Raw genomic sequence first — 19392 nt, 5'->3', positions numbered from 1 at the left:
CAAGGCCCGAGACGGCGCGGCGGGCGGACAAGCCCAAACGGGATCCGCCGATGTCGCGCCGCACCAACAACAGCCTTGCCCCGGGCTCGCCCGAGCAATCGCGGTCAAGCTGCTGAAAACAATCGGAATTCCCGGCTTCGGCCCGGCCAGCGCCCCGGATCGCGGGGCTTTTTTACAACTTGATTGGGCCGTGGCTATTGGCTGGGACCATTACTGCAATTAATAATAATTATCGTTGTTACTTCTATACGTAACTGGCAGTTCCTATCCGAAGCCAGTGGGGAGATTTCTTGAAACGCCATCAGTCCCGGGCCGCGCACCGCGCGCGCGCCCATTCCCGCCTGCCCGCCGCCGCGGCGCTGGCAGCCTGCCTGGGGGTTGCGCCCGCGCACGCGCAGCCCGCCGGGCAACCCACCACGCTGCCTGCCGTACAGGTCACAGGCACCAGTGAAACGGCCACCAGTCCGGTCGACGGCTATGTGGCCACGCGCAGCGCGACCGCCACGAAAACCGATACACCGCTGTCCGAAACGCCGCAGGCCATCACCGTGATCCCGCGCGAACAGATCGTCGACCAGGGCGCGCAGAACGTCCAGGACACGATGAATTACGCCGCGGGCGTGCGGCCCAATGCGTATGGCGTGGACAACCGCGCGGACTACGTGCGGGTCCGCGGCGTCGAGCCGGTGCAATACCTCGACAGCCTGCGCCAGTTCTTCAGCTTCAACAACCCGCGCACCGAGATTTACGGAATGGAGCGCGTGGAAGTGCTGCGCGGCCCGGCCTCCATGCTTTACGGCCAGGGCAGCACCGGGGGCATCGTCAACCTCGTCAGCAAGCGCCCCCTGCCCGAGGCGCAACGGGAGATCGGCGTGGTGCTGGGCAACTACAACCGCCGCGAGATCCATGCCGACCTGACCGGCCCGCTGACCGAGGATGGCCAGTGGCTGTACCGCGTGGTCGCCGTGGCCCGCGACAGCGATACCCAGGTCCAATATGCGCAGGACGACCGCCTGATGCTGGCGCCGTCCCTCACGTGGCAGCCCAGCGCGGCCACGACGCTCACGCTGCAGGCCTCCTGGCAGAAAGACCGGGCGGGCACCACGCAGTCGTTCCTGCCTTGGAGCGGGACCGTGCAGCACAATCCGAATGGCCGCATCCCGACCCGGCGCTTTGCCAGTGAACCCGGCTTCGACGCCTACGATACCGAGCAGTTCAACGTGGGCTGGCTGTTCGAACACAAGTTCAACGACACCTGGACATTCCGTCAGAACTTCCGCAATACCGTCAGCAGCGTGGACTACAAGTCGCTGTACCCGAACGTCTACGGCGACAGACGCGGCGATTCGTTCATCGATCCCGAACAGACCACCACCGACCGCTACTTCTACATCGAGAAGCCGCGCATGCGCACCTTGCTGGCCGACCAGAACCTGGAAGGCAAGCTGAACTGGGGCCGCACGGAACACACCGTCATCGTGGGGATGGACTATTCGCGCTATCGCGAGACCGACCAGACCGCCACCGGGCTGGGCGCGCCCCTCAATCTTTACCACCCGGTCTACGGCAACGCGCCGGAATACGAACTTACCGACTCGCCCAAGCAAAGGCAGACGCAACTGGGCTTCTATGCGCAGGACCAGATCAAGTTCGACAAGAACTGGATCTTCCTGGCCGGCCTCCGGCGCGACCGCGCCGAAAGCACGACCGACGGCCAGGACAAAGAGACCGATCTGGCCACCACCAAGCGTTTTGGCCTGATGTATGCGGCCGACAATGGCTGGTCTCCGTATGTGAGCTATAGCGAATCGTTCACGCCGATCGCGGGCGCCGACTTCTACAACCAACGCTGGAAGCCCATGCGCGGCAAGCAATGGGAAGCCGGCATCAAGTACATGCCCACGGACGTCGCCATGGAGTTCACGGCGGCCGCCTATGACCTGCGCGAAAGCAACCGCCAGACCAACGACCCCGAAAACCCCAACAATCAGATCCAGGCGGGCAAGACGCGCACGCGCGGCGTGGAACTCGAATTGCGCGGCCGCGTCACCAAGCAAGTGGACGTGATCGCCAACTACATCTACACCGATATCGATCCGCAGTTGGAGCCCGTGCCCAAGCACATGGCCTCGCTGTGGGGCAAGTACCGCTTCGCCATCGCCAACCAGCCGGGCTTCGCGGTGGGCGCGGGGGTACGTTACCTGTCCGCGTTCACCGACGGCGGCGCGCCGGAAACGCCTTCGGTCACCCTGTTCGATGCCATGGTCAGCTACGACAACGGTCCGTGGCGCTATGCACTGAACGTCAACAACATCGCGGACCGGACGTACGAGGTCGTTTGCCTGGACCGCGGCGACTGCTTCTACGGCGCGCGCCGCACGGTGATGCTGAGCGGCACCTACCGGTTCTGACCGGGTAACCCTCCCGCTCGGGGGCGGTCTCCAGCAGGCCTGACACCTGTACGTACATGCTGTACGTACAGGTGTACACTACGGTTTTTCACCCGCCCGACAGACGCACGCATGAACGTCTGCAACCCAGAAAAATCGTCCTGGAGACCCCGATAGTGTCGACCGAAACTTCCCGCTCGCCCTTTTTTGGCACGATGCAAAAAATCCCCGGTGGATTGATGCTGGTGCCGCTGATCCTGGGTTCCCTGATCGGCACCTTCGCCCCTGATGCGCTCGCCATCGGCGGCTTCACCACCGCCTTGTTCAAGAACAGCGCCCTGCCGCTGATCGCGCTGCTGATCTTCGCGACGGGCACGCAGGTCAACGCCCGCACGGGCGGCCCCATCCTCGCCACCGCCGGCACCATCCTGCTGATGAAGACCCTGGTGCCCGCCACCCTGATCATCATCCTGGGCAGCTATGTCGGCCTGGACGGCGTCATGGGCGTGTCGATCCTGGCGATGCTGGCCGCCTTCGACAACAGCAATGGCGGCCTGTGGCTGGCCTACACCGGCCAATACGGCGATGCCCGCGACCGCGGCGCCTATGTGGCCAGCGCGGTCAACGACGGCCCCTTCTTCAGCCTGCTGTTCCTGGGCGCCTCCGGCCTGGCCGACATTCCGATGATCGCCCTGGTGGCGGCGCTGGTGCCGTTCCTGCTGGGCGTGGTGGTCGGCAACCTGGACCCCAAGTGGCGCGACGTGCTCAAGCCCGTGCCCAACATCGTCATCCCGTTCTTCGCGTTCGCGCTGGGCACCGGCATCAATCTGGGCGCGGTCGTCAGCGGCGGCGCAACCGGCCTGATCCTGGGCCTGATCATCAGCCCCATCACCGGCGGCCTGGTCTACCTGGGCTATCGCATGATCCTGCGCCGCGGCGGCAAGAGCGGCCTGGGCTTCGCGGCGGGCACCACGGCTGGCAACGCCATCGCTACGCCCGCCGTGGTCGCGGCGGCCGATCCCAACTTCCAGCAATACGTGTCGACCGCCACCGCGCAGGTCGCCGCCTGCGTGCTGATCAGTTCCATCCTGGCGCCGATCCTGGCCTCGTATTTCCTGAAGCGTGCCGGTGAACTCAAATCCGAGGATGCCGACGTCCGCGTGGCCCCGCCCCTGACCGAAGCGCGCGGAGAGGCCCTGTGAAACCCGTCATCGCCATCGTCGCGGATGACCTGACCGGGTCCGGCGACACCGCCGTGCAGTTCGTGCGCGCCGGCTGGAGCACGCATCTGTCGATCGGCGGCGCCGACGAGGCCCTTTCGGGGCCGGCCACGGCCGGCGTCGAAGTGCTGGCCGTCACGACCAACAGCCGCGCGCTGAACGCCGCCGACGCCGCCCAGGTGATCCGCCAGAACGTGGGGCTGCTGCGCGCGGCCGGCGTGTCGCGCCTGTACAAGAAAGTGGACTCCACCTTGCGCGGCGCGTTCAAGGCCGAGATCGACGCGGCGCGCGAAGCCTGGGGCGCGGACACGGTGGCGGTGATCTGCCCCGCCTTCCCCGCCACCGGCCGCACCGTCGAACAAGGCATCCTCTACGTGAACGGCAAGCCGGTCACCGAGACCTCGGCGGCCACCGATCCCGTCACCCCGGTGACCGAAAGCCATATTCCCACCCTGCTGGGCTGCGCCCATGTCGCGCCCCTGGACAGCGACACCGCGGAATCGCTGGCGGCGCGCATCGCGCAGGCTGGCAACACCGTGGTGGTCGACGCCGCCAGCGATGGCGACCTGGAACGGCTGGCGCGCGCCATCGGGCTGCTGGGCGTGCGCGCCCTGCCCGTGGGCGCGGGCGGCCTGGCCGTGCCGCTGGCCCGCGTGTGGGCCGGGGCCGACCAGACCGCGCCCGTCGTGGTCGTCGTCACGTCGCAGCACAGCGCGGCGCGCGCGCAAGCCGCCGCCCTGCGGGCCTCGGGCGCCGACACCTGGACGCCCTCCCTCGCGCAACTGGCGGACGACGCCGCATGGCAGGCCTGGAGCCAGCCCCTGCTGCAAACGCACGCACAGGCCCCCACCGAAGCCGGCACCGTGTTGCTGCTGGCTCCCGAAGGGCAGCTCGACGGCCTGGATTCCGAGAAGGTGGCGGACCGGCTCGGCAGCCTGGCCGCGCAATTGATTGCCGCCTCGCGCGCGGCTGGCGTCGTCGCCACGGGTGGCGACGGCGCGCGCAGCGTGCTGGTGGCGCTGAACGCCAGCGGCATTGCGCTGGTGGATGAAGTCATGGGCGGCGTGCCCCTTGGCACGCTGACCGGAGGCACGGCCGCTGGCCTGCCCGTGGTGACCAAGGCCGGCGGCTTTGGCACCGAAGACGTACTGGTTCGCGCGGTGCGCGCGATCCGCGACAGGAGATTCAAGCGATGACACAAACCCTTTCCACGAAGCTGCCCCTGCTGGCCGTGACCCTGGGCGACGTGGCGGGCATCGGGCCGGAAATCACCGCCAAGATGCTCATGGGCCACGACGACCTGCGCCAGAAGGCCCGCCTGCTGGTGGTGGGCGACGTGGACGTCATGATCAATGCCGTGCGCAATCTGGGCGGCGACCCCGCCATCGTGCGCAAGCTGGAGCGCGCGGCCGACACGAGCAACACCCCCGGCACGATCGAAGTGCTGCAGGCCGGCCCGTCGCTGGCCCACGTGAAGCTGGGCGAGATCAGCGCGGACGCCGGCGACGGCTCGGTGCGCTTCGTCACCACGGCCTGCGCCCTGGCGCGCGCCGGCGAGGTCGACGGCATCGTCACCGCGCCGCTGAACAAGGCCGCCATGCACGCCGCCGGCCACAAGTGGCCCGGCCACACCGAACTGCTGGCCCACGAGTTCGGCGTCAAGACCTTCTCGCTGGTGCTGTCGGCCGGCGATCTGTACATCTTCCACGCCACCACCCACGTGTCGCTGCGCCAGGCCATCGACGACCTGACTCCGGCGCGCATGCGCGCCGTGCTGCGCCTGGCCGGATCGTTCGCCAAGGCGCTGGGCCGCGGCGACGAGCCGGTGGCGGTGTCGGGCCTGAACCCGCACGCCGGTGAAAACGGCATCTTCGGCAGCGAAGACGCCGACATCCTTGCGCCCGCCGTGGCCGAGGCCAACGCCGCCGGCATCCTGGCCGCCGGCCCCATCCCCGCCGACGCGCTGTTCCCGCAGGCCGTGCGCGGCAAGTGGAAGTTCGTGATCGCCTGTTATCACGACCAGGGCCACGCCCCCTTCAAGGCTGTGTACGGCGACGACGGCGTGAACATCACCGTGGGCCTGCCGGTCGTGCGCGTGTCCGTGGACCACGGCACCGCCTTCGACATCGCCGGCAAGGGTATCGCCCGCGAAGACAGCCTGATCCTGGCCGCCGAGCGCGCCGCGCATCTGGCCCCGGGCTGGACGCATGTATGGGAAACTGCGCGGGCACAAACCGGAGGTTGATTTCCATGGCGCCCGCCACGCACGACGCATTGCCCGTTCTTGACCGCTCCGGCGATATCCCGCTGCACGCCCAGGTGGCGGCCATGCTGCGCGGATACATCCGCACGAACAAGCTCGCGGCCGGCGCCGTGCTGCCCAGCGAGGCCGCGCTCTGCGAACGCTTCGGCGTGGCCCGCAGCGTGGTGCGCCAGGCGCTGGCGGCGCTGGCCGCCGAAGGAATGATTCAGCGCGAAACGGGACGCCCTGCCACGGTGGCGGCGCCCCAGGAGCACCGGCGCCTGGTGCAGCGGTCCACGGGCCTCTACGAGCAATTCGCGCAATCGGGCGTATCCCTGCAGACCCGCGTCCTGGCGCTGGGCCGGGCCGAACCGCCCGCCGACGTGGCCGGGTTCTTCGGCACGTCCCGCCTGCTGATGCTGGAACGCCTGCGCCACGTGGCCGAGGCGCCGCTGGCCTATGTGCGCACCTGGCTGCCCGCCGACGCCGTGCCGGGCCTGCGTGCCGAGCACCTGGTCGACGCGTCCCTGCACGGCGTGCTGACACGCCAGTTCGGCCTGCGCCCCGGCGCGGGCCGCAATCAGATCCGGGCGGTGGCCGCCGACGCGGCATTGGCCGAGCTGCTGGACACCCAGGCCGGCACTCCCCTGCTGATGCTGCAAGGACAGGGCATGGACCAGCACGGAAAGCCGCTGGAATGGTTCACGACCTGGCACCGCGCGGAACAGCTCGTGTTCGACGTGGATGTCAGCATGGGCCACGAAAGCGTGCAGCCCCGGCTGCAGGATGCCGCCGTCCAGGCGGATGCCCTGCCCGGCGGGCAGGATCCGCTGGCGCGCGCCCAGGCCCTGGTGGCCGAGCTTTCGGCCGAACTGGCAAGGCTGCGCGGCCAGTCCTGAGGGCCGCCGCCCTTCTTCCCGCTACACACCGCCCCCAGGCGTATCGCGCGCAGGCCTACCGACGCGGCTGCCGAGCCCCCTTGCGCGTATGCGTGCCGGTAGAATTGAGGAACCTCCCGGCCGCGCCACCGCCGGGCATGCACACGCAAAGCGCATCTCGCACGGACAGCCGGCATGAACCCTCGATTCGACCTATTGACACTGCAACTGCTGCGCAAGGTCGACGAGACCGGCAGCGTAGCGCGCGCCGCCGAAACCATACATCTGACCGCCTCCGCCGCCAGCAAGCGCATCCTGGAACTGGAAACGCAACTGGGGATCGCCCTGCTTCTGCGGCGGCCCGAAGGCGCATGCCTGACCCCGGCCGGCCACAAGGTGGCACAGCGCAGCGAACGCGTGCTGGAACAACTGCGGGAACTGCATGCCGACCTGGCCGGCTTTGCCGAAGGCACCGCGGGCCAGGTCCGGGTGGCATCCAATACTTCCGGCCTGTCCGCGGGACTGGCGGAACTGCTGGTCAGATTTTCGGCCGACTTCCCCGCCATCCGCATATCGGTGGTGGAAGCCACCAGCGCCGCCGTGGCCGAGGCCGTGGCCAATGGATCGGCGGACATAGGCATTGCCCATGCCAGCGCCGACAAGGGCGCCCTGGTCTCCATGCCGTACACGCGCACGCCGCTGGTGCTGGCGGTGCCTGGCGGCCATGAATTGGCGCACCGGGCCTCGGTAACCTATGCCGAGACCCTGGTCTACCCGCACCTTGCCCGCGCCGCGGGCAGCGCGCTGGCGCAGTTTTCGGGCTCATCGGCCGGACAGACCGACAACGCCGCCGCGGTGACGACGCAGGTGACCAGCTTTCCCGCGGTGTTCTCGCTGGTGAGCGCGGGGCTGGGCGTGGCGGTGGTGCCCGCCGCGCCCGCGTCCTGGCATGTGCCGGCCAACGTCCGGCTCATCGCCCTGTCGGACGACTGGGCCAGTTTCGAACTGCGGCTGGTGGTGGATCCTGGCGTCGTTCCCACTCCGGCGGCGTCGCGGCTGCTGCACGCGCTGCGGGAGCAGGCCGGCGCTTGAATCGGCCGGCCCGCCGGCGCTCCTCAGTCGATGCTGACCGCCGCGTCCCGCACCACCTTGCCCCACTTGGCCTTGTCCGCCGCGATCAGCTCGGTGAACGCCGCCACCGAATCCGCGGCGGGTTCGTAGCCGCTCTCGATCAGCTTCTGCCGCACTTCCGGCCGAGCCACATACGCCTGCATCGCCGCGTTCCATTTTTCGACGACCGCCGCGGGCGTGGCCTTGGGCGCCGCCACGCCCCACCACTCGTCCGCGACATAACCCGGCAGGCCGGCTTCGGCCACGGTGGGCACGTCGGGAAAACTGGTCGAACGGGTGGCGCCTGTCGTGGCCAGCAACTTGACCTTGCCCGCTTTGACGTAGGGCGCCGCCGGTCCCAGGATGGCGAACATCATTGAGATCTGTCCGCCCAGCAGGTCGTTCAACGCCGGGGTCGTGCCGCGATAAGGCACATGGCGTATGTCGACCTTCGCCATCGACCGGAACAGTTCGGCCGGCAGATGGCCAGCCGCGCCGTTGCCGGCCGAGCCGAACGTCAGCGTGCCCGGCTTGCTTTTCGCCAGGGCGATGAGTTCTTCCATTGAATTCACCGGCAGCGAAGGATGCACCAGCACCCCGAACACCGTGGCGGCCACGCGGCTCACCGGCGTGAACTGCGCGTCCGGGTCATAGGTCAGTGCCTTGTACAGGCTGGGATTGATGGCCGCAACGCCCGCGGTGGTCATCAGCATGGTGTAGCCGTCGGGCTTGGCGTTCGCCACCGCGGTGGCGCCGATGGCGCCGCCCGCGCCCGGCCGGTTCTCGACCACGACGCGCTGGCCCCACTGCTCGTCCAGTTCGCGCGCCAGCTCCCGAGCCAGAATGTCGGTGCCGCCGCCGGCGGGAAACGGAACCACCAGCCGGATGGGCGCGGAAGGATACGTATCGGCCGCCAGCGCGGCATTGCCGCAGCCCAGGGCGATACCCATGGCCGCGGTCAAGAAAATGCGAATGGATTTCATAGGGTGGTTTTCTCTGTTGCTTCCGGTTGGAACGCCGCCAAGGTCTCTTGGGGTAAATAAACGGTTCCCGCGAACAGGCGCCTTGCGGTTCGCAGCAGGCTGGCCGACCTGATCTCGATGCCGGCCGCGCCATCGACAGCCTCTATGCCCACCTGCAGCGTACCCGCCGGGTGCTCGATGTCCACGCTGCCCGACCCTTCTTCCCCCCCGGCCCGCGCCGCCACGGAACCGGGAATCCGCGCGGCGGCGGCCAGGCATACCGCTCCTGTCACCGCGAACGAGGTATGGCAGGTGTACGGCATGAAATACCTGGCGCTCAGGGTTCCGCCTCTGAGCGGCGGCGCCACCGTCACAAGCTTGGGCATTTCAAGCCTGGACACATCGCCCAGCCCCATCGCCAGGCCGGCGGCGCAACGCACCCGCTCGACGTGGGCAAGCAGCTCGGGGCGGGCGTTTATCTCTTCGGCCGTCTCATGGCCCGTGATGCCGAAAGCCGAGGCCTCGACGATGGCCATCGGCACTGCCGCGTCGACGCAGCTTACCGGCACGCCCTCGATCATGTCGACCGCCCGGCCCGTGGGCAGCAGCTTGCCCGTCTTGGCGCCCGCGACCTCGTGGAATTTCAGCCACACCGGCGCGGCGCTTCCGGCCACGCCGTCGATGGCGGCCTGGCCGTCGTAGACCGTGAGGCCGCCGCGGGTGCGGACCGTCGCGACGATGCGCTTGCGGGTGTTGACGTTGAAGATCGCCACCTCGGTGGATTCCCCTGTCGCCGGCACCAGCCCTTCATCGATGGCGAAGGGTCCCACCGCCGCCAGCATGTTGCCGCAGTTCACCGAATAGTCGACGGTGTTCTTGTGTACGCAGATCTGGGCGAACAGATAGTCCACGTCCACATCCGGCATACTGCTGCGGGCGATGATCGCCACCTTGTTGGTGAGCGAGTCGATGCCGCCGATGCCGTCGATGCGGCGCGGTTCCACGGCGCCCATCAGGCGCAGCAGCGCGGCGTCGCGGCGCGGGCCGGGCGCGGGCAGGTCTTCGGCCACGAAAAATGGCCCCTTGGACGTGCCGCCGCGCATCAGCACGCAGCGCAGGCCCAGTTGATCGGAAAATTCTCGCATGGTGTCCTCCTTGGCGCTGGCAAGTCTGGCCCCCAGGATGTGCCGCAGGCAAACGAGCATTTGGCGCGAGGGGCGCGAAGAAATTTCATGCCCCCGGAACCGCTCGCCGGCGCGGCGCCTGACCCATACTGGGGCCCATGCAAGCCCTACACCCATCTCAAGCCTGCGCGCACGACATCGCTCGCGCCCTGCGCCAGAACACCCTGAAGCCCGCCGGGATCGCCAGCGGCCTTATCTCGGCCCATGCCCGATGCGAGCCCGCGCTGCGGGCATGGAGCTGGTTCGAACCGGCGCAGGTCGACGCGGCCTACCGCCGGCTGCCGTCGGGCCCGGACCTGCCCCTGCTGGGTGTGCCGCTGGGCGTCAAGGACGTGATCGATGTGGCCGGCATGCCCACCGGACTGGGACTGCCCGGCGTCGGGCCGGACCCAGCGGCGCGCGACGCCGCATGCGTGGCATTGCTGCGTGCCGCGGGCGCAGTGCCGGTGGGCAAGACGGTGACCGCCGAGCATGCCTTCTCTTACCCCGGTCCCACTCGCAATCCCCACGCCGCGGACCGTACCCCTGGCGGATCGTCCAGCGGATCCGCGGCCGCAGTCGCCGCCGGCGTGGTTCCGCTGGCGCTGGGCACGCAGACGGGCGGCTCAGTGATACGCCCGGCGGCCTATTGCGGCGTCGTCGGCGTCAAGACCTCGGTGGGCGCGGTGCCGCTGGACGGCGTCGCCGCCGTGGCCGCCAGCCTGGACTGCCTGGGCTGGTTCACGCGCAATGTGGCGGACGCCATCGCCGTAGGACGGGTGTTGTTGCCGGGACAGGCCGCACCGCCGCCCGCCACGTGGCGCGTCATGCTGCTGGCGTCCGAACAACTGGGCCCGCTCGAACCGCAAGCCGAGCGCGTGCTGCACGCCGCGGCGGCGGCACTGCGCCATGCCGGCCACGAGGTCGTGCCGGCCGCCATGGGGCCCAGCCTGCTCGTGCTGGCGCAGTGCCATCGAATAATCATGCTGTACGAACTGGCGCGAACGCTGCTGCCATTGGGCCGGGCGCGGCCAAGGGACCTGAGCACCCTGCTGCACCGCGCGATCGCTGACGGTCTGGCGATTGATGCCGCGCAGTATCGCGAGGCCCTGGAGCGCTCGGCACGCGAACGCCGCGTGTTCGAACAGGCGCTTGCGGACTTCGACTTCATCCTGACCCCCGGCGCGGCCGGCGAGGCCCCGTTCGGGCTGGCCAGCACGGGCGAATCGACCTTCAACCGGGTCTGGTCGGTGCTGGGATGGCCCGCCGTGCAATTGCCCACGGCCTGGTCCGGCAACGGCCTGCCGCTGGGCGTGCAACTGGTGAGCAGACAGGGCGGGGATGGCGCGCTGCTGGCCATGGCAGACTTGGCTCACCCCTTGCTGGATGCGCGCGGCGCCGGCAAGCGCCCGCACGCCTAACCCAGCAAGTTATCCCTCACGTGCAACAGATGCCGCCGAACGGCCGCCATGGCGCGTTCGGCGTCACGGTCATGCAGCGCCTCGACGATCTCCCGATGCTCGGCCTGGTACGCCTGGCGCCGTTCCGGCGTCAGGCTTTTTCGCTTGAGGGCGCCCCACGTGGCTTGTGAACGCGCCGCCGTCATCAAGGCAAACACCTTTTGAATGAAGAGATTGTGGGTGGCCGTGGCCATCAGTTCGTGCAGCTTGGCGTCCCAGACTTCGAAGGCTTCAAAACTGGCCGCGGCCTCCGCCTGGTCGCAGGCATGCTGCATGGCGGTGAAGTCGGCCGGTGAACCATGCTGCACCACCAGCGCCGCGATGGCGGGCTCCAGAACCAGGCGCGCGGCCATCAGCTCGGCCGGGCTGGTGGCCAACACCTCGCCGCGCAGCAGCGCTTCGGTCTGCGTCAGCGTGGACGGCGGATTGGCGTACGTGCCGCTGCCCACCCGCTGCGAGATCAGGCCCTCGTCCTTCAGTGCCGACAAAGTGCGGCGCACCGTTGAACGGCTGATGCCGAATTGTTCGCTCAGGGCGCGTTCCGTCGGCAGCCGGTGGCCGGCGGGCCAGATGCCGGACTGCAGGTTTTCGATGATGACCGCGCGCATGGCGGAGGCTTTGTCCATGTTGGCTCCCTGAATGGCCTGGCGCCAAGATAATACCAAATCAGTCCAATAAAAACCTGAGCTCGGGATTATTCCCATGGCTTCGAAGGTTTTATTTGGTTTATGCTCTGCGGAAATTGGGCCTGAATTGATGCTCAATTGGTATTTATTGGTATGCCATTACAGGGCGGCCAGCCGCCCAGGGAGCAAGCATGAAGATCGCGGTATTTCGAATCGATGGTGAGCGCCGGGTGGGCCTGGTCTCCGAGGACGGCAGCGCGGTGACCGCCCTGGACTTCCCCCGGGAACTCGCGGCGGCGGGCGCGCTGACGGCCGTGGAATGGCTGGCCGAGGGCCGCGACTTGCCGGCCAGGACCGGTCCGTCGTATCGCTGGGATCAAGTCGAGCATGAAGCGCCCTTGCCCGCCCAGCGGCGCAACCTGTTCTGCGTGGGGCGCAACTATCACGCCCACGCCAAGGAACTGCGCGACTCCGTGTTCAAGGACAACGACGCCAACCCCGAATCCTGGCCCATCGTATTCACCAAGGTGCCGCAGACGGTGGTGGGGCCGTGGGCGGACGTGCGGCTGCCCCAGGGCATCTCCGACAAGATCGACTACGAGGCCGAGCTAGCCGTCGTGATCGGCAAGGGCGGCCGCGATATCTCCCGCGCCGAAGCCATGAGCCATGTGATGGGCTATACGGTGGTCAACGATGTCACGGCGCGCGACGTGCAGATGCGCCATCAGCAATGGGATCTGGGCAAATCCTTCGACACCTTCTGCCCCATGGGCCCCTGGCTGGTCACGGCCGACGAACTGGACGGCCAGCACACCCGGGTGCGCTGCTGGGTGAACGGCGAGCTGCGCCAGGACGGCAACACCGAAGACCTGATCTTCGACATTCCCACACTGATCGAAACCTGCTCGCGCGGCATCACCCTGTATCCGGGTGACGTCATCGCCACCGGCACGCCCGCCGGCGTGGGCCAGGGGCTCAACCCGCCGCGATTCCTGAAGCACGGGGACACGGTGCGGATCGAGATCGACGGCATCGGGAGTATCGAAAACCGCTTTGTCTGAGCCAACGCGCCTGGCGTGAACACGGCGCGACGCAGTCCATAAATACATAAAGGAGTGAGACATGAACCTGCGCTGCAAAGGGGTGGCCGCGGCTGCCTTGCTATTGTTCGGAGCGGCAAACGCGATGGCCGCCGGCTATCCCGAGCGTGCCGTGACCATGGTGGTACCGTTCCCGCCCGGCGGCGTCGCCGATACCATCGCACGGCCGCTGGCCCAGGCCCTGGGCGACAAGCTGGGCCAGCCCATCGTCCTTGAAAACAAGGCCGGCGCGGGCGGCGCCATCGGCATAGGACAGGCGGGGCGCGCCAAGCCGGATGGCTACACGCTGCTGCTGAGCCTGTCGTCCATTTCGATCCTGCCCGCGGCGGATCGCCTGCTGGAACGCAAGCCTGCCTATCAACTGGAACAGTTCGTGCCCATCGCGCGGATCACGGCGGATCCCACCGTGCTGGTGGTGCGGGCGGACGCGCCGTACAACACGGTGCGGGAGTTCATCGACGCGGCCCGGAAACAGGGCGGCAAGCTGAGCTATGGCAGTTCCGGCATCTACGGCACGATGCACGTGCCGATGGAGATGCTGCAGAGCGCGGCCGGGGTCAAGATGATGCACGTGCCGTTCACGGGCGCGGGCCCCGCGGTGCAGGCGCTGGTGGGCGGGCAGGTCGATGCGGTCGCCACCGGCCCGTCCAGCGTCATGCAGCTTATCCAGGGCGGACGCGTGAAGGCGCTGGCGCATTGGGGCGATGGCAAGCTCGACAGCCTGCCGCAAGTGCCATCGCTGAAATCGCAGGGTTATGACATCGGCTTCGTGCAGTGGTCCGGCGTATTTGCCCTGGCCGGCACGCCGCAACCCGTCATCGACCGGCTGCGCCAGGCGGTCAAGGAGATCGCTCACGACCCCGGCGTGCAGACCCGCATCGCCGGCACCGGCAGCCCCGTGCAATACCTGGACGCGCCGGCGTTCGACGAATACTGGAAAAAAGATTCCGCATCGCTGGAAGCCGCGGTGAACAAAATAGGCAAGGTGGAATAACGGCGCCGGGCGGCAAGGGGCGCCCGCCGCCGTCCGTTCAATGAACGGCGTCCTTGGCCGCGGCCTGCCGCGCCAGGGCCTTGCGGTCGACCTTGCCCACCGCGTTCTCGGGCAGGCGCTCGATCCACAAGACCTCGCGCGGCACGTAGATCCGGCCCAGGCGCGCCAGCACTTCGGCCTGGATGCGCGGCGCGTCGGGCGCGGCGTCGCCGTTGCGCTGCACGAAGATCACGGGCGCTTCGCCCAGGTCCTCGTCCGGCGCGCCCACCACGCAGCAGGCGGCCACGCCGGGCAGTCCGGTCACGACGCCTTCGATCAACGCCGGCGAGATGTTCTCGCCGCCCCGGATGATGACGTCCTTGATGCGGCCGGTGATGGTCAGATACCCTTGCTCGTCGAATCGCCCCAGGTCGCCCGTGCGCAATAGCGCCGGCGCGCCATCGTCTGCGTCATCCACGCCCAGATAGCCCAGCATCAGGCTGTCGCCTGCGATGCAGATCTCGCCCTCGCCGCCCGCCGCGGCCCGGCTGCCGTCCGGCAGGCGCAAGCTCACTTCCTGACCGGCCAGCACCGTGCCCACCGACCCCACGCGCCGCGCGGCGGGCGGGTTCATGGTGGAGGTGCAGGTGGCCTCCGACAGGCCGTAGGACACCACCAGCGGGCAGCCCAGAAACGCTTCTATGCGCCGATGCAGCGCCTCGGTGATGGGCGCGGAACCGCAGCGCGCGAAGCGCAGGCCGGCCAGGGCGGCCGGATCGAATGGCAGTTCCAGCATGCGGGCGTACATGGTGGGCACGCCCGTGATGATGGTGGGGCGAAACGCGGTCAACAGCCCGGGCATGTCGTCCGCCCGGAACCGGCCGGCCAGCGCCACGCTGGCGCCGGCCAGCAGCGGCGCGAATATCTGGTTGTTCAGCGCATTGGTGTGATGCAGCGGCATGACATGCAGCAGGCGGTCGGCGGGCGTCAGGCCCGTATGCGCCAGCACGCCGCGCGCGTTGTTCGCCAGACCCTGGTGACTCAGCAGCACACCCTTCGGATTGCCCGTGCTGCCCGAGGTGAACAGCAGCAGGCCCGGCCCCCGCGGCGCGACGCCCGAGCCCGACCAGTCTTCGGGGCCCTGGGCGACATCGGCGGCCCGCAGCAGACGCGCCGGCGCCAGTCCGCAGGCTTCGGCGCTGGCCGCATTGGCCTCATCGTGCAGCATCCAGGTCAGGCCCACCGCGGCCACGCGGCGCGCCGTTTCCGCGACCGACAGGCGCGGTTCGAGCGGACACGGGCAAGCCCCCGCCGCCATCGCGCCCAGCATGGCCACGACCTGCGCCAGCGAGCGTTCCATCGCGACCGCCACATAGTGGCCCGGCGCGACGCCGGCCGCACGCAGCCCGCCCGCCGCCTGCCCCACGCGGCGGCGCAGATCCGCATAGGTCAGCGTTTCCTCGGCGGTCACGATGGCGGGACGCGCCGCCCAGCCGGGCTGGCTCCACAAGCGCGCAAACGCCGCCACGACCGTGGCATCGGCAATCGTCATGACTATCTCCCCCTGAGCCCGTGCAAGGCTTCTTGCGGTGTGAACGCGGCCTAGCGCAGCGCCACGGCGGCGTCGCGTTCGAACTGGCCGTCGGCGTCCAGCTCGCCCAAGGCGCGGGCTTCGTCGGCGGTCGGCGGCGCCGTCGGTGCAGCGCCGGTGGCGTCGAACTCGAAGCCCGTGCGTTCACGCACTTCCGACAGGCTGGATTCCGGGTGCCACGATTGCAGCGCCAGGCGCCCGTCCCGTTTGACGAACACGGCAATCGGCGTCACCACGCCATGGAATCCGCCCCAGGACGTCATGAAATCCAGCTTGGGCACAAAGGTGCGGCTTGAATGTTCGGTGCGCCAGGTGCATGCCCGCCGGGCCGTGGGCAGCATCACCGCGCCGCCCCCGCCGCCCGGCAGGCGGACCTTGGGCTGGTGCCAGTCGCCTATGCAGGAGTTGTTGGCGCAGCCCGCGCCGTCGATCTGCGCGGCGCCCAGGAAGGTCAGGTCCATGCGCCCGCGCGTGCACAGGTCGTAGAAGTCTTCGTTGGAGAAGATCGACGCCGTGTGCTCGGCCAGCACGGGATCGGAGCTGGAGATCGGGATATGCGATGGCCGCGGGTTCACGCCCCCGGCGACATTGATGTAGACGAAGTCCCAGTCGTAGGCGCGCTTGGCCAGCAGGCAGGCCAACATCGGCATGGTGGAGTTCACGCCGCTGAAGGTGATTTCATCCGGGCGGATGAAGCGCGCCAGGTTGGTCACGATGTATGAAAAGCCAGACCATTGCTCAGCCATGATTGCCCTCCCCCGCTTCGGGCGCCGCAGCCATGTGCGCACGCAGATCGCTGTTCTTGTCCATGTAGGCCTCTACCGCCGGATAGTCGATGGCGTAGTCCGGCCAGCATGACCCGGGCCACGCGCCGCGCGGCACGACCGCGTAGGCCTGCACCATGAAGTACGGCACCAGCGTGGATTCCGGCTGCGCTTCGAATACGGCGCTGTCCACCTGTTTTTCGGCCACCACCAGCACGCTGCCCGCCGCGCGCGACATGATGCGGTCCCAATGCGCCGTGCCATGCACGCGCACATTGCCCTGTGCATCCACTTCTGACGCCTGGATCACGGTGAAGTCGGGCCGGATGGCGGGCACCACCCAGGTCTTCTGGCCGCTGCCGTAGGGGTCGTCCAGGCACTTCCATCCGTTGAGCTCGGGCAGGCCGCTGCCATGCAGGCCGCCGCAAGGCTGGAACGGCACGCCGAAGGCCGCCGCCCGCAGTCCCGCCGTCAGCGTGGCGCAAGCGTGCTCCTCGAGTTCGATCTCGTGGCGCTCGACCGCGCGCCGGTACCAGGGCGCCAGGCCGAAGTTGCCTTCCATCGCGACAATGCCCGCGCGCACGCGGCGCAGCACGCCCGCGCGGCACAGGATGTCCACGTCGTAGCCGGGCGATTGCTTGATCAGTTCAAGGTCGCGCTTTTCCTGGCGGATCAGTTCGCGCACGAAGGCGAAGGGTCCGCGATGCAGAAAGCTGCCGCCCAGCGCGATCGAGGCGCCATTCGGCACCAGCGCCGCCAGTTCCGACAGCGAGCATTGCTTGTTCTTTTGGTTGAATCCCGAAGCCATAGTCTTCCTCCCTGCTTGGTCTGTTGCGGCTAGCGCGCTTGCAGATATGCCGCCACGCGGTCTTTCAGGCCCGGCTGCGCCGCCGAGCGCACCAGGCGCGCAAGATCCGCATCCGGCGCTTCCTGGGACAAGGCCGCATAAAGCTGCGCGCGGCTGGCGTCCGTCAGGGCGGATGCCGTATCCAGCGCCTGCTGCTCGATCTCCGGCCATTCTTCCGGCGCGGCAAGGCGGCTGGCGAATCCGTCGCGCAAGGCGTCTTCGGCGCCGAACGTCGCGGCCTGCTCCAGAATCGTGCGCGCGCGCTCGGCGCCCACCAGCGCGGCAAAGCGCCGCGTGCCCAGCACCAGGCCGAACTTCAGGCCCGGCATGCGGAACGAGGCATCCGGCGCGCAGACGCGCCACTTGCAGGCGCCGAACACATCCACCCCCGCGCCGAAGTTGCGGCCATGCGCCAGCGCGAGCGTCAGGCAGGGCGACCCGGCCAGCCGCTGCAGCAGCGTCTCGATGCGGACAAAGCGCAGAAGCAGATCGCCTTCGCTGTGTGCTTGCCAGTCCCCGAAGTCAAAGCCGGCGCTGAAGTTCCTGCCCTCGCCTTTCAGCACAATCACCTTGGCGCCTTGCGCCTCGGCTTCGTCCAGCGCCAGGATCAGCGCTTCGACCAGGTCGGCCGACAAGGCATTCATCTTCTCGGGGCGGGCCAGGGTCAGCACGTGCCGCGCGCCCTGCTTGTCGATACGCAGGACGCTCATGCCGCCGCTTCCTTGCTGGCGGCGCGCAGCGCGCCCAGCACTTCGTCGTTGTGCTCGCCCAGCGCGGGAGGACGGCGGCGCAGCGCCGTGGTTTCCCCGTCGAAGCGCACCGGCAGGCCGAAGGTGCGGGTCTGTACGCCGTTGGGCAGCTCCACCTGTTGCACCCAGCCCATGTGTTCCACCTGCGGATCGGCCAGCACCTCGGAATAGGTGTTGATCGGCGCGCACGGCACGCCGGCCGCGCGAAACCGCTGAAGCCAGGCCTGCGCATCGGCCTCGGCGAAGATCGCTTCCAGGATATCGCGCAGCGCCGCCTGGTTGCGCGCACGCGCGCTGGTGTCCGTGAAGCGCTGGTCGGCCAGCAGGTCTTCGCGGCCCACGGTCGCGCATACGCTCTTCCACAAAGCCTGGTTGCCCGCCGCCATGCCGAAGTAGCCGTCCTTGCAGCGGAACGCCTGGTACGGCGCATTGCGCGGGTGCGCGGAGCCCAGCTTGACGGGGTCCTTGCCGCTGCCGAAGAATTCCGATGTCTGCAAGGCGGCGATGCCCAGCGTGGCGCCCAGCATCGGCACGTCGATGTGCGTGCCTTGCCCGGTGGCCTGGGCCGCGCGCAGCGCGGACGCAATGGCGAAGGCGCCATACAGGCCCGCCGAAAAGTCCGCCACCGGCACGCCGCATTTGACGGGTTCGCCGCCGGCCTCGCCCGTGACGCTCATGATGCCGCTCATGGCCTGGATGGTCAGGTCGAAGCCGCCTTCCTGCGAACGCGGACCGGACTGGCCATAGGCCGATATCGAGCAATACACCAGTTTGGGATTGGCCTCGCGCAGTTCCGCATGGCCCAGGCCCAGGCGGTCCATCACGCCCGGCCGGTTGTTTTCGATCAGCACGTCCGCGGTCAATGCCAGCTCGCGCGCCAGCGCCAGATCCGCGGGGTCTTTCAGGTTCAGCGTCACCGAACGCTTGTTGCGGTTGAGCGAAGCGAAGTTCTCGCTGTAGCCGTCGGAAATGGGCGGCCAGCTACGCAACGTGTCGCCGCCTTCCGGGTGTTCCACCTTGATCACGTCCGCGCCCATGTCGGCCAGCAACATGCCGCAAAAAGGTCCCGCCGCGACGTTGCAGATCTCTAGCACGGTGATGCCGGCAAGCGCCGAACTGGGTGTCATGTCTGACCTCTCGATATAAAAAAACAATATTTGGGATGCGAAAAATATTATAAAGCCGCGGCGCGGGTGGGTGGCATCATTCAGGGCCGTCGGGCCTATCTCACCGATATCCCGCGTGAATCCTAGTGCAATCCCTAGGTGCCGCGCTTAATTGTTGACCAGCATATCACCGTGTGGAATTCTACGTAAA

Annotated in this window: 17 protein-coding genes; 9 read left to right on the top strand and 8 right to left on the bottom strand. The window is 68.3% G+C overall.

Annotated elements, in window-relative coordinates:
- The first annotated feature begins 341 nt into the window (after nt 1–341).
- The 6 genes from ASE30_RS00475 (at nt 342) to ASE30_RS00450 (ending at nt 7822) form a co-directional block, all read left to right on the top strand.
- Nucleotides 342–2411, top strand: a complete 2070-nt coding sequence (locus tag ASE30_RS00475) for a TonB-dependent siderophore receptor (RefSeq protein WP_057283198.1) — start codon at nt 342–344, stop codon at nt 2409–2411.
- A 155-nt stretch (nt 2412–2566) separates the two neighbouring features.
- Nucleotides 2567–3592 (top strand): 2-keto-3-deoxygluconate permease, encoded by a 1026-nt coding sequence (locus tag ASE30_RS00470; RefSeq protein WP_082601402.1) that lies wholly within the window; start codon nt 2567–2569, stop codon nt 3590–3592.
- Entirely contained in the window at nt 3589–4806 is a 1218-nt protein-coding gene (dtnK, locus tag ASE30_RS00465) for a D-threonate kinase (RefSeq protein WP_057282304.1), read from the top strand. Before ASE30_RS00470 ends, dtnK begins: the two co-directional genes overlap by 4 nt.
- Nucleotides 4803–5855: a 4-hydroxythreonine-4-phosphate dehydrogenase PdxA gene (gene pdxA, locus ASE30_RS00460; protein ID WP_057282303.1), complete on the top strand. Its 1053-nt coding sequence runs from the start codon at nt 4803–4805 to the stop codon at nt 5853–5855. Before dtnK ends, pdxA begins: the two co-directional genes overlap by 4 nt.
- Before the next feature lie 5 nt (nt 5856–5860).
- Entirely contained in the window at nt 5861–6751 is an 891-nt protein-coding gene (locus tag ASE30_RS00455) for a GntR family transcriptional regulator (protein WP_057283196.1), read from the top strand.
- Nucleotides 6752–6925: 174 nt separating this feature from the next.
- Nucleotides 6926–7822: a LysR family transcriptional regulator gene (locus ASE30_RS00450; protein WP_082601401.1), complete on the top strand. Its 897-nt coding sequence runs from the start codon at nt 6926–6928 to the stop codon at nt 7820–7822.
- 23 nt (nt 7823–7845) lie between these two features.
- Here the strand turns inward: ASE30_RS00450 and ASE30_RS00445 are convergent, their stop codons facing one another.
- Nucleotides 7846–8823, bottom strand: a complete 978-nt coding sequence (locus tag ASE30_RS00445) for a tripartite tricarboxylate transporter substrate binding protein (protein ID WP_057282301.1) — start codon at nt 8821–8823, stop codon at nt 7846–7848.
- On the bottom strand, nt 8820–9947 hold the full coding sequence (locus ASE30_RS00440; protein WP_057283195.1) for a 4-oxalomesaconate tautomerase: 1128 nt from the start codon (nt 9945–9947) through the stop codon (nt 8820–8822). The genes ASE30_RS00445 and ASE30_RS00440 overlap by 4 nt, the downstream gene beginning before the upstream one ends.
- A gap of 137 nt (nt 9948–10084) precedes the next feature.
- Between ASE30_RS00440 and ASE30_RS00435 the strand changes: the two genes are divergently transcribed.
- Nucleotides 10085–11386 carry an amidase gene (locus tag ASE30_RS00435; protein WP_057282300.1) on the top strand — a complete coding sequence of 434 codons (1302 nt, stop codon included), beginning with the start codon at nt 10085–10087 and terminating at the stop codon, nt 11384–11386.
- Here ASE30_RS00435 and ASE30_RS00430 read toward each other — a convergent pair.
- Nucleotides 11383–12051 (bottom strand): FadR/GntR family transcriptional regulator, encoded by a 669-nt coding sequence (locus tag ASE30_RS00430; RefSeq protein ID WP_057282299.1) that lies wholly within the window; start codon nt 12049–12051, stop codon nt 11383–11385. The genes ASE30_RS00435 and ASE30_RS00430 overlap by 4 nt on opposite strands.
- 191 nt (nt 12052–12242) lie before the next feature.
- Here ASE30_RS00430 and ASE30_RS00425 point away from each other — a divergent pair, with 191 nt between their 5' ends.
- Complete coding sequence (locus ASE30_RS00425) at nt 12243–13112, top strand: fumarylacetoacetate hydrolase family protein (RefSeq protein ID WP_057282298.1); 870 nt, start codon at nt 12243–12245, stop codon at nt 13110–13112.
- Between the two features lie 61 nt (nt 13113–13173).
- Nucleotides 13174–14145 (top strand): tripartite tricarboxylate transporter substrate binding protein, encoded by a 972-nt coding sequence (locus tag ASE30_RS00420; RefSeq protein WP_057282297.1) that lies wholly within the window; start codon nt 13174–13176, stop codon nt 14143–14145.
- A gap of 37 nt (nt 14146–14182) precedes the next feature.
- Here ASE30_RS00420 and ASE30_RS00415 read toward each other — a convergent pair whose 3' ends face one another.
- The 5 genes from ASE30_RS00415 to ASE30_RS00395 are packed head-to-tail and all read right to left on the bottom strand — an operon-like array spanning nt 14183 to nt 19202.
- Nucleotides 14183–15676: a class I adenylate-forming enzyme family protein gene (locus ASE30_RS00415; protein ID WP_057282296.1), complete on the bottom strand. Its 1494-nt coding sequence runs from the start codon at nt 15674–15676 to the stop codon at nt 14183–14185.
- Nucleotides 15677–15726: 50 nt separating this feature from the next.
- On the bottom strand, nt 15727–16461 hold the full coding sequence (locus ASE30_RS00410; RefSeq protein ID WP_057282295.1) for a CoA-transferase subunit beta: 735 nt from the start codon (nt 16459–16461) through the stop codon (nt 15727–15729).
- A complete protein-coding gene (locus ASE30_RS00405; protein WP_057282294.1) occupies nt 16454–17287 on the bottom strand; it encodes a CoA transferase subunit A in 834 nt (277 codons plus the stop codon). Before ASE30_RS00405 ends, ASE30_RS00410 begins: the two co-directional genes overlap by 8 nt.
- Nucleotides 17288–17316: 29 nt before the next feature.
- Nucleotides 17317–18036 (bottom strand): enoyl-CoA hydratase/isomerase family protein, encoded by a 720-nt coding sequence (locus ASE30_RS00400; RefSeq protein WP_057282293.1) that lies wholly within the window; start codon nt 18034–18036, stop codon nt 17317–17319.
- Nucleotides 18033–19202 (bottom strand): CaiB/BaiF CoA-transferase family protein, encoded by a 1170-nt coding sequence (locus ASE30_RS00395; protein WP_057282292.1) that lies wholly within the window; start codon nt 19200–19202, stop codon nt 18033–18035. The genes ASE30_RS00400 and ASE30_RS00395 overlap by 4 nt, the downstream gene beginning before the upstream one ends.
- Nucleotides 19203–19392 lie beyond the last annotated feature (190 nt).

The organism is Achromobacter sp. Root83 (assembly GCF_001428845.1).
Lineage (GTDB): Bacteria > Pseudomonadota > Gammaproteobacteria > Burkholderiales > Burkholderiaceae_B > Achromobacter.
The sequence above is the reverse complement of the archived record's forward strand: the minus strand, read 5'-3'. Positions and strand labels throughout refer to the sequence as shown.

Coding starts and splice junctions, on each gene's coding strand:
- pdxA (WP_057282303.1), top strand. CDS start 4,803: ATGACACAAACCCTTTCCACGAAGCTGCCCCTGCTGGCCGTGACCCTG.
- ASE30_RS00455 (WP_057283196.1), top strand. CDS start 5,861: ATGGCGCCCGCCACGCACGACGCATTGCCCGTTCTTGACCGCTCCGGC.
- ASE30_RS00450 (WP_082601401.1), top strand. CDS start 6,926: ATGAACCCTCGATTCGACCTATTGACACTGCAACTGCTGCGCAAGGTC.
- ASE30_RS00445 (WP_057282301.1), bottom strand. CDS start 8,823: ATGAAATCCATTCGCATTTTCTTGACCGCGGCCATGGGTATCGCCCTG.
- ASE30_RS00440 (WP_057283195.1), bottom strand. CDS start 9,947: ATGCGAGAATTTTCCGATCAACTGGGCCTGCGCTGCGTGCTGATGCGC.
- ASE30_RS00435 (WP_057282300.1), top strand. CDS start 10,085: ATGCAAGCCCTACACCCATCTCAAGCCTGCGCGCACGACATCGCTCGC.
- ASE30_RS00430 (WP_057282299.1), bottom strand. CDS start 12,051: ATGGACAAAGCCTCCGCCATGCGCGCGGTCATCATCGAAAACCTGCAG.
- ASE30_RS00425 (WP_057282298.1), top strand. CDS start 12,243: ATGAAGATCGCGGTATTTCGAATCGATGGTGAGCGCCGGGTGGGCCTG.
- ASE30_RS00420 (WP_057282297.1), top strand. CDS start 13,174: ATGAACCTGCGCTGCAAAGGGGTGGCCGCGGCTGCCTTGCTATTGTTC.
- ASE30_RS00415 (WP_057282296.1), bottom strand. CDS start 15,676: ATGACGATTGCCGATGCCACGGTCGTGGCGGCGTTTGCGCGCTTGTGG.
- ASE30_RS00410 (WP_057282295.1), bottom strand. CDS start 16,461: ATGGCTGAGCAATGGTCTGGCTTTTCATACATCGTGACCAACCTGGCG.
- ASE30_RS00405 (WP_057282294.1), bottom strand. CDS start 17,287: ATGGCTTCGGGATTCAACCAAAAGAACAAGCAATGCTCGCTGTCGGAA.
- ASE30_RS00400 (WP_057282293.1), bottom strand. CDS start 18,036: ATGAGCGTCCTGCGTATCGACAAGCAGGGCGCGCGGCACGTGCTGACC.
- ASE30_RS00395 (WP_057282292.1), bottom strand. CDS start 19,202: ATGACACCCAGTTCGGCGCTTGCCGGCATCACCGTGCTAGAGATCTGC.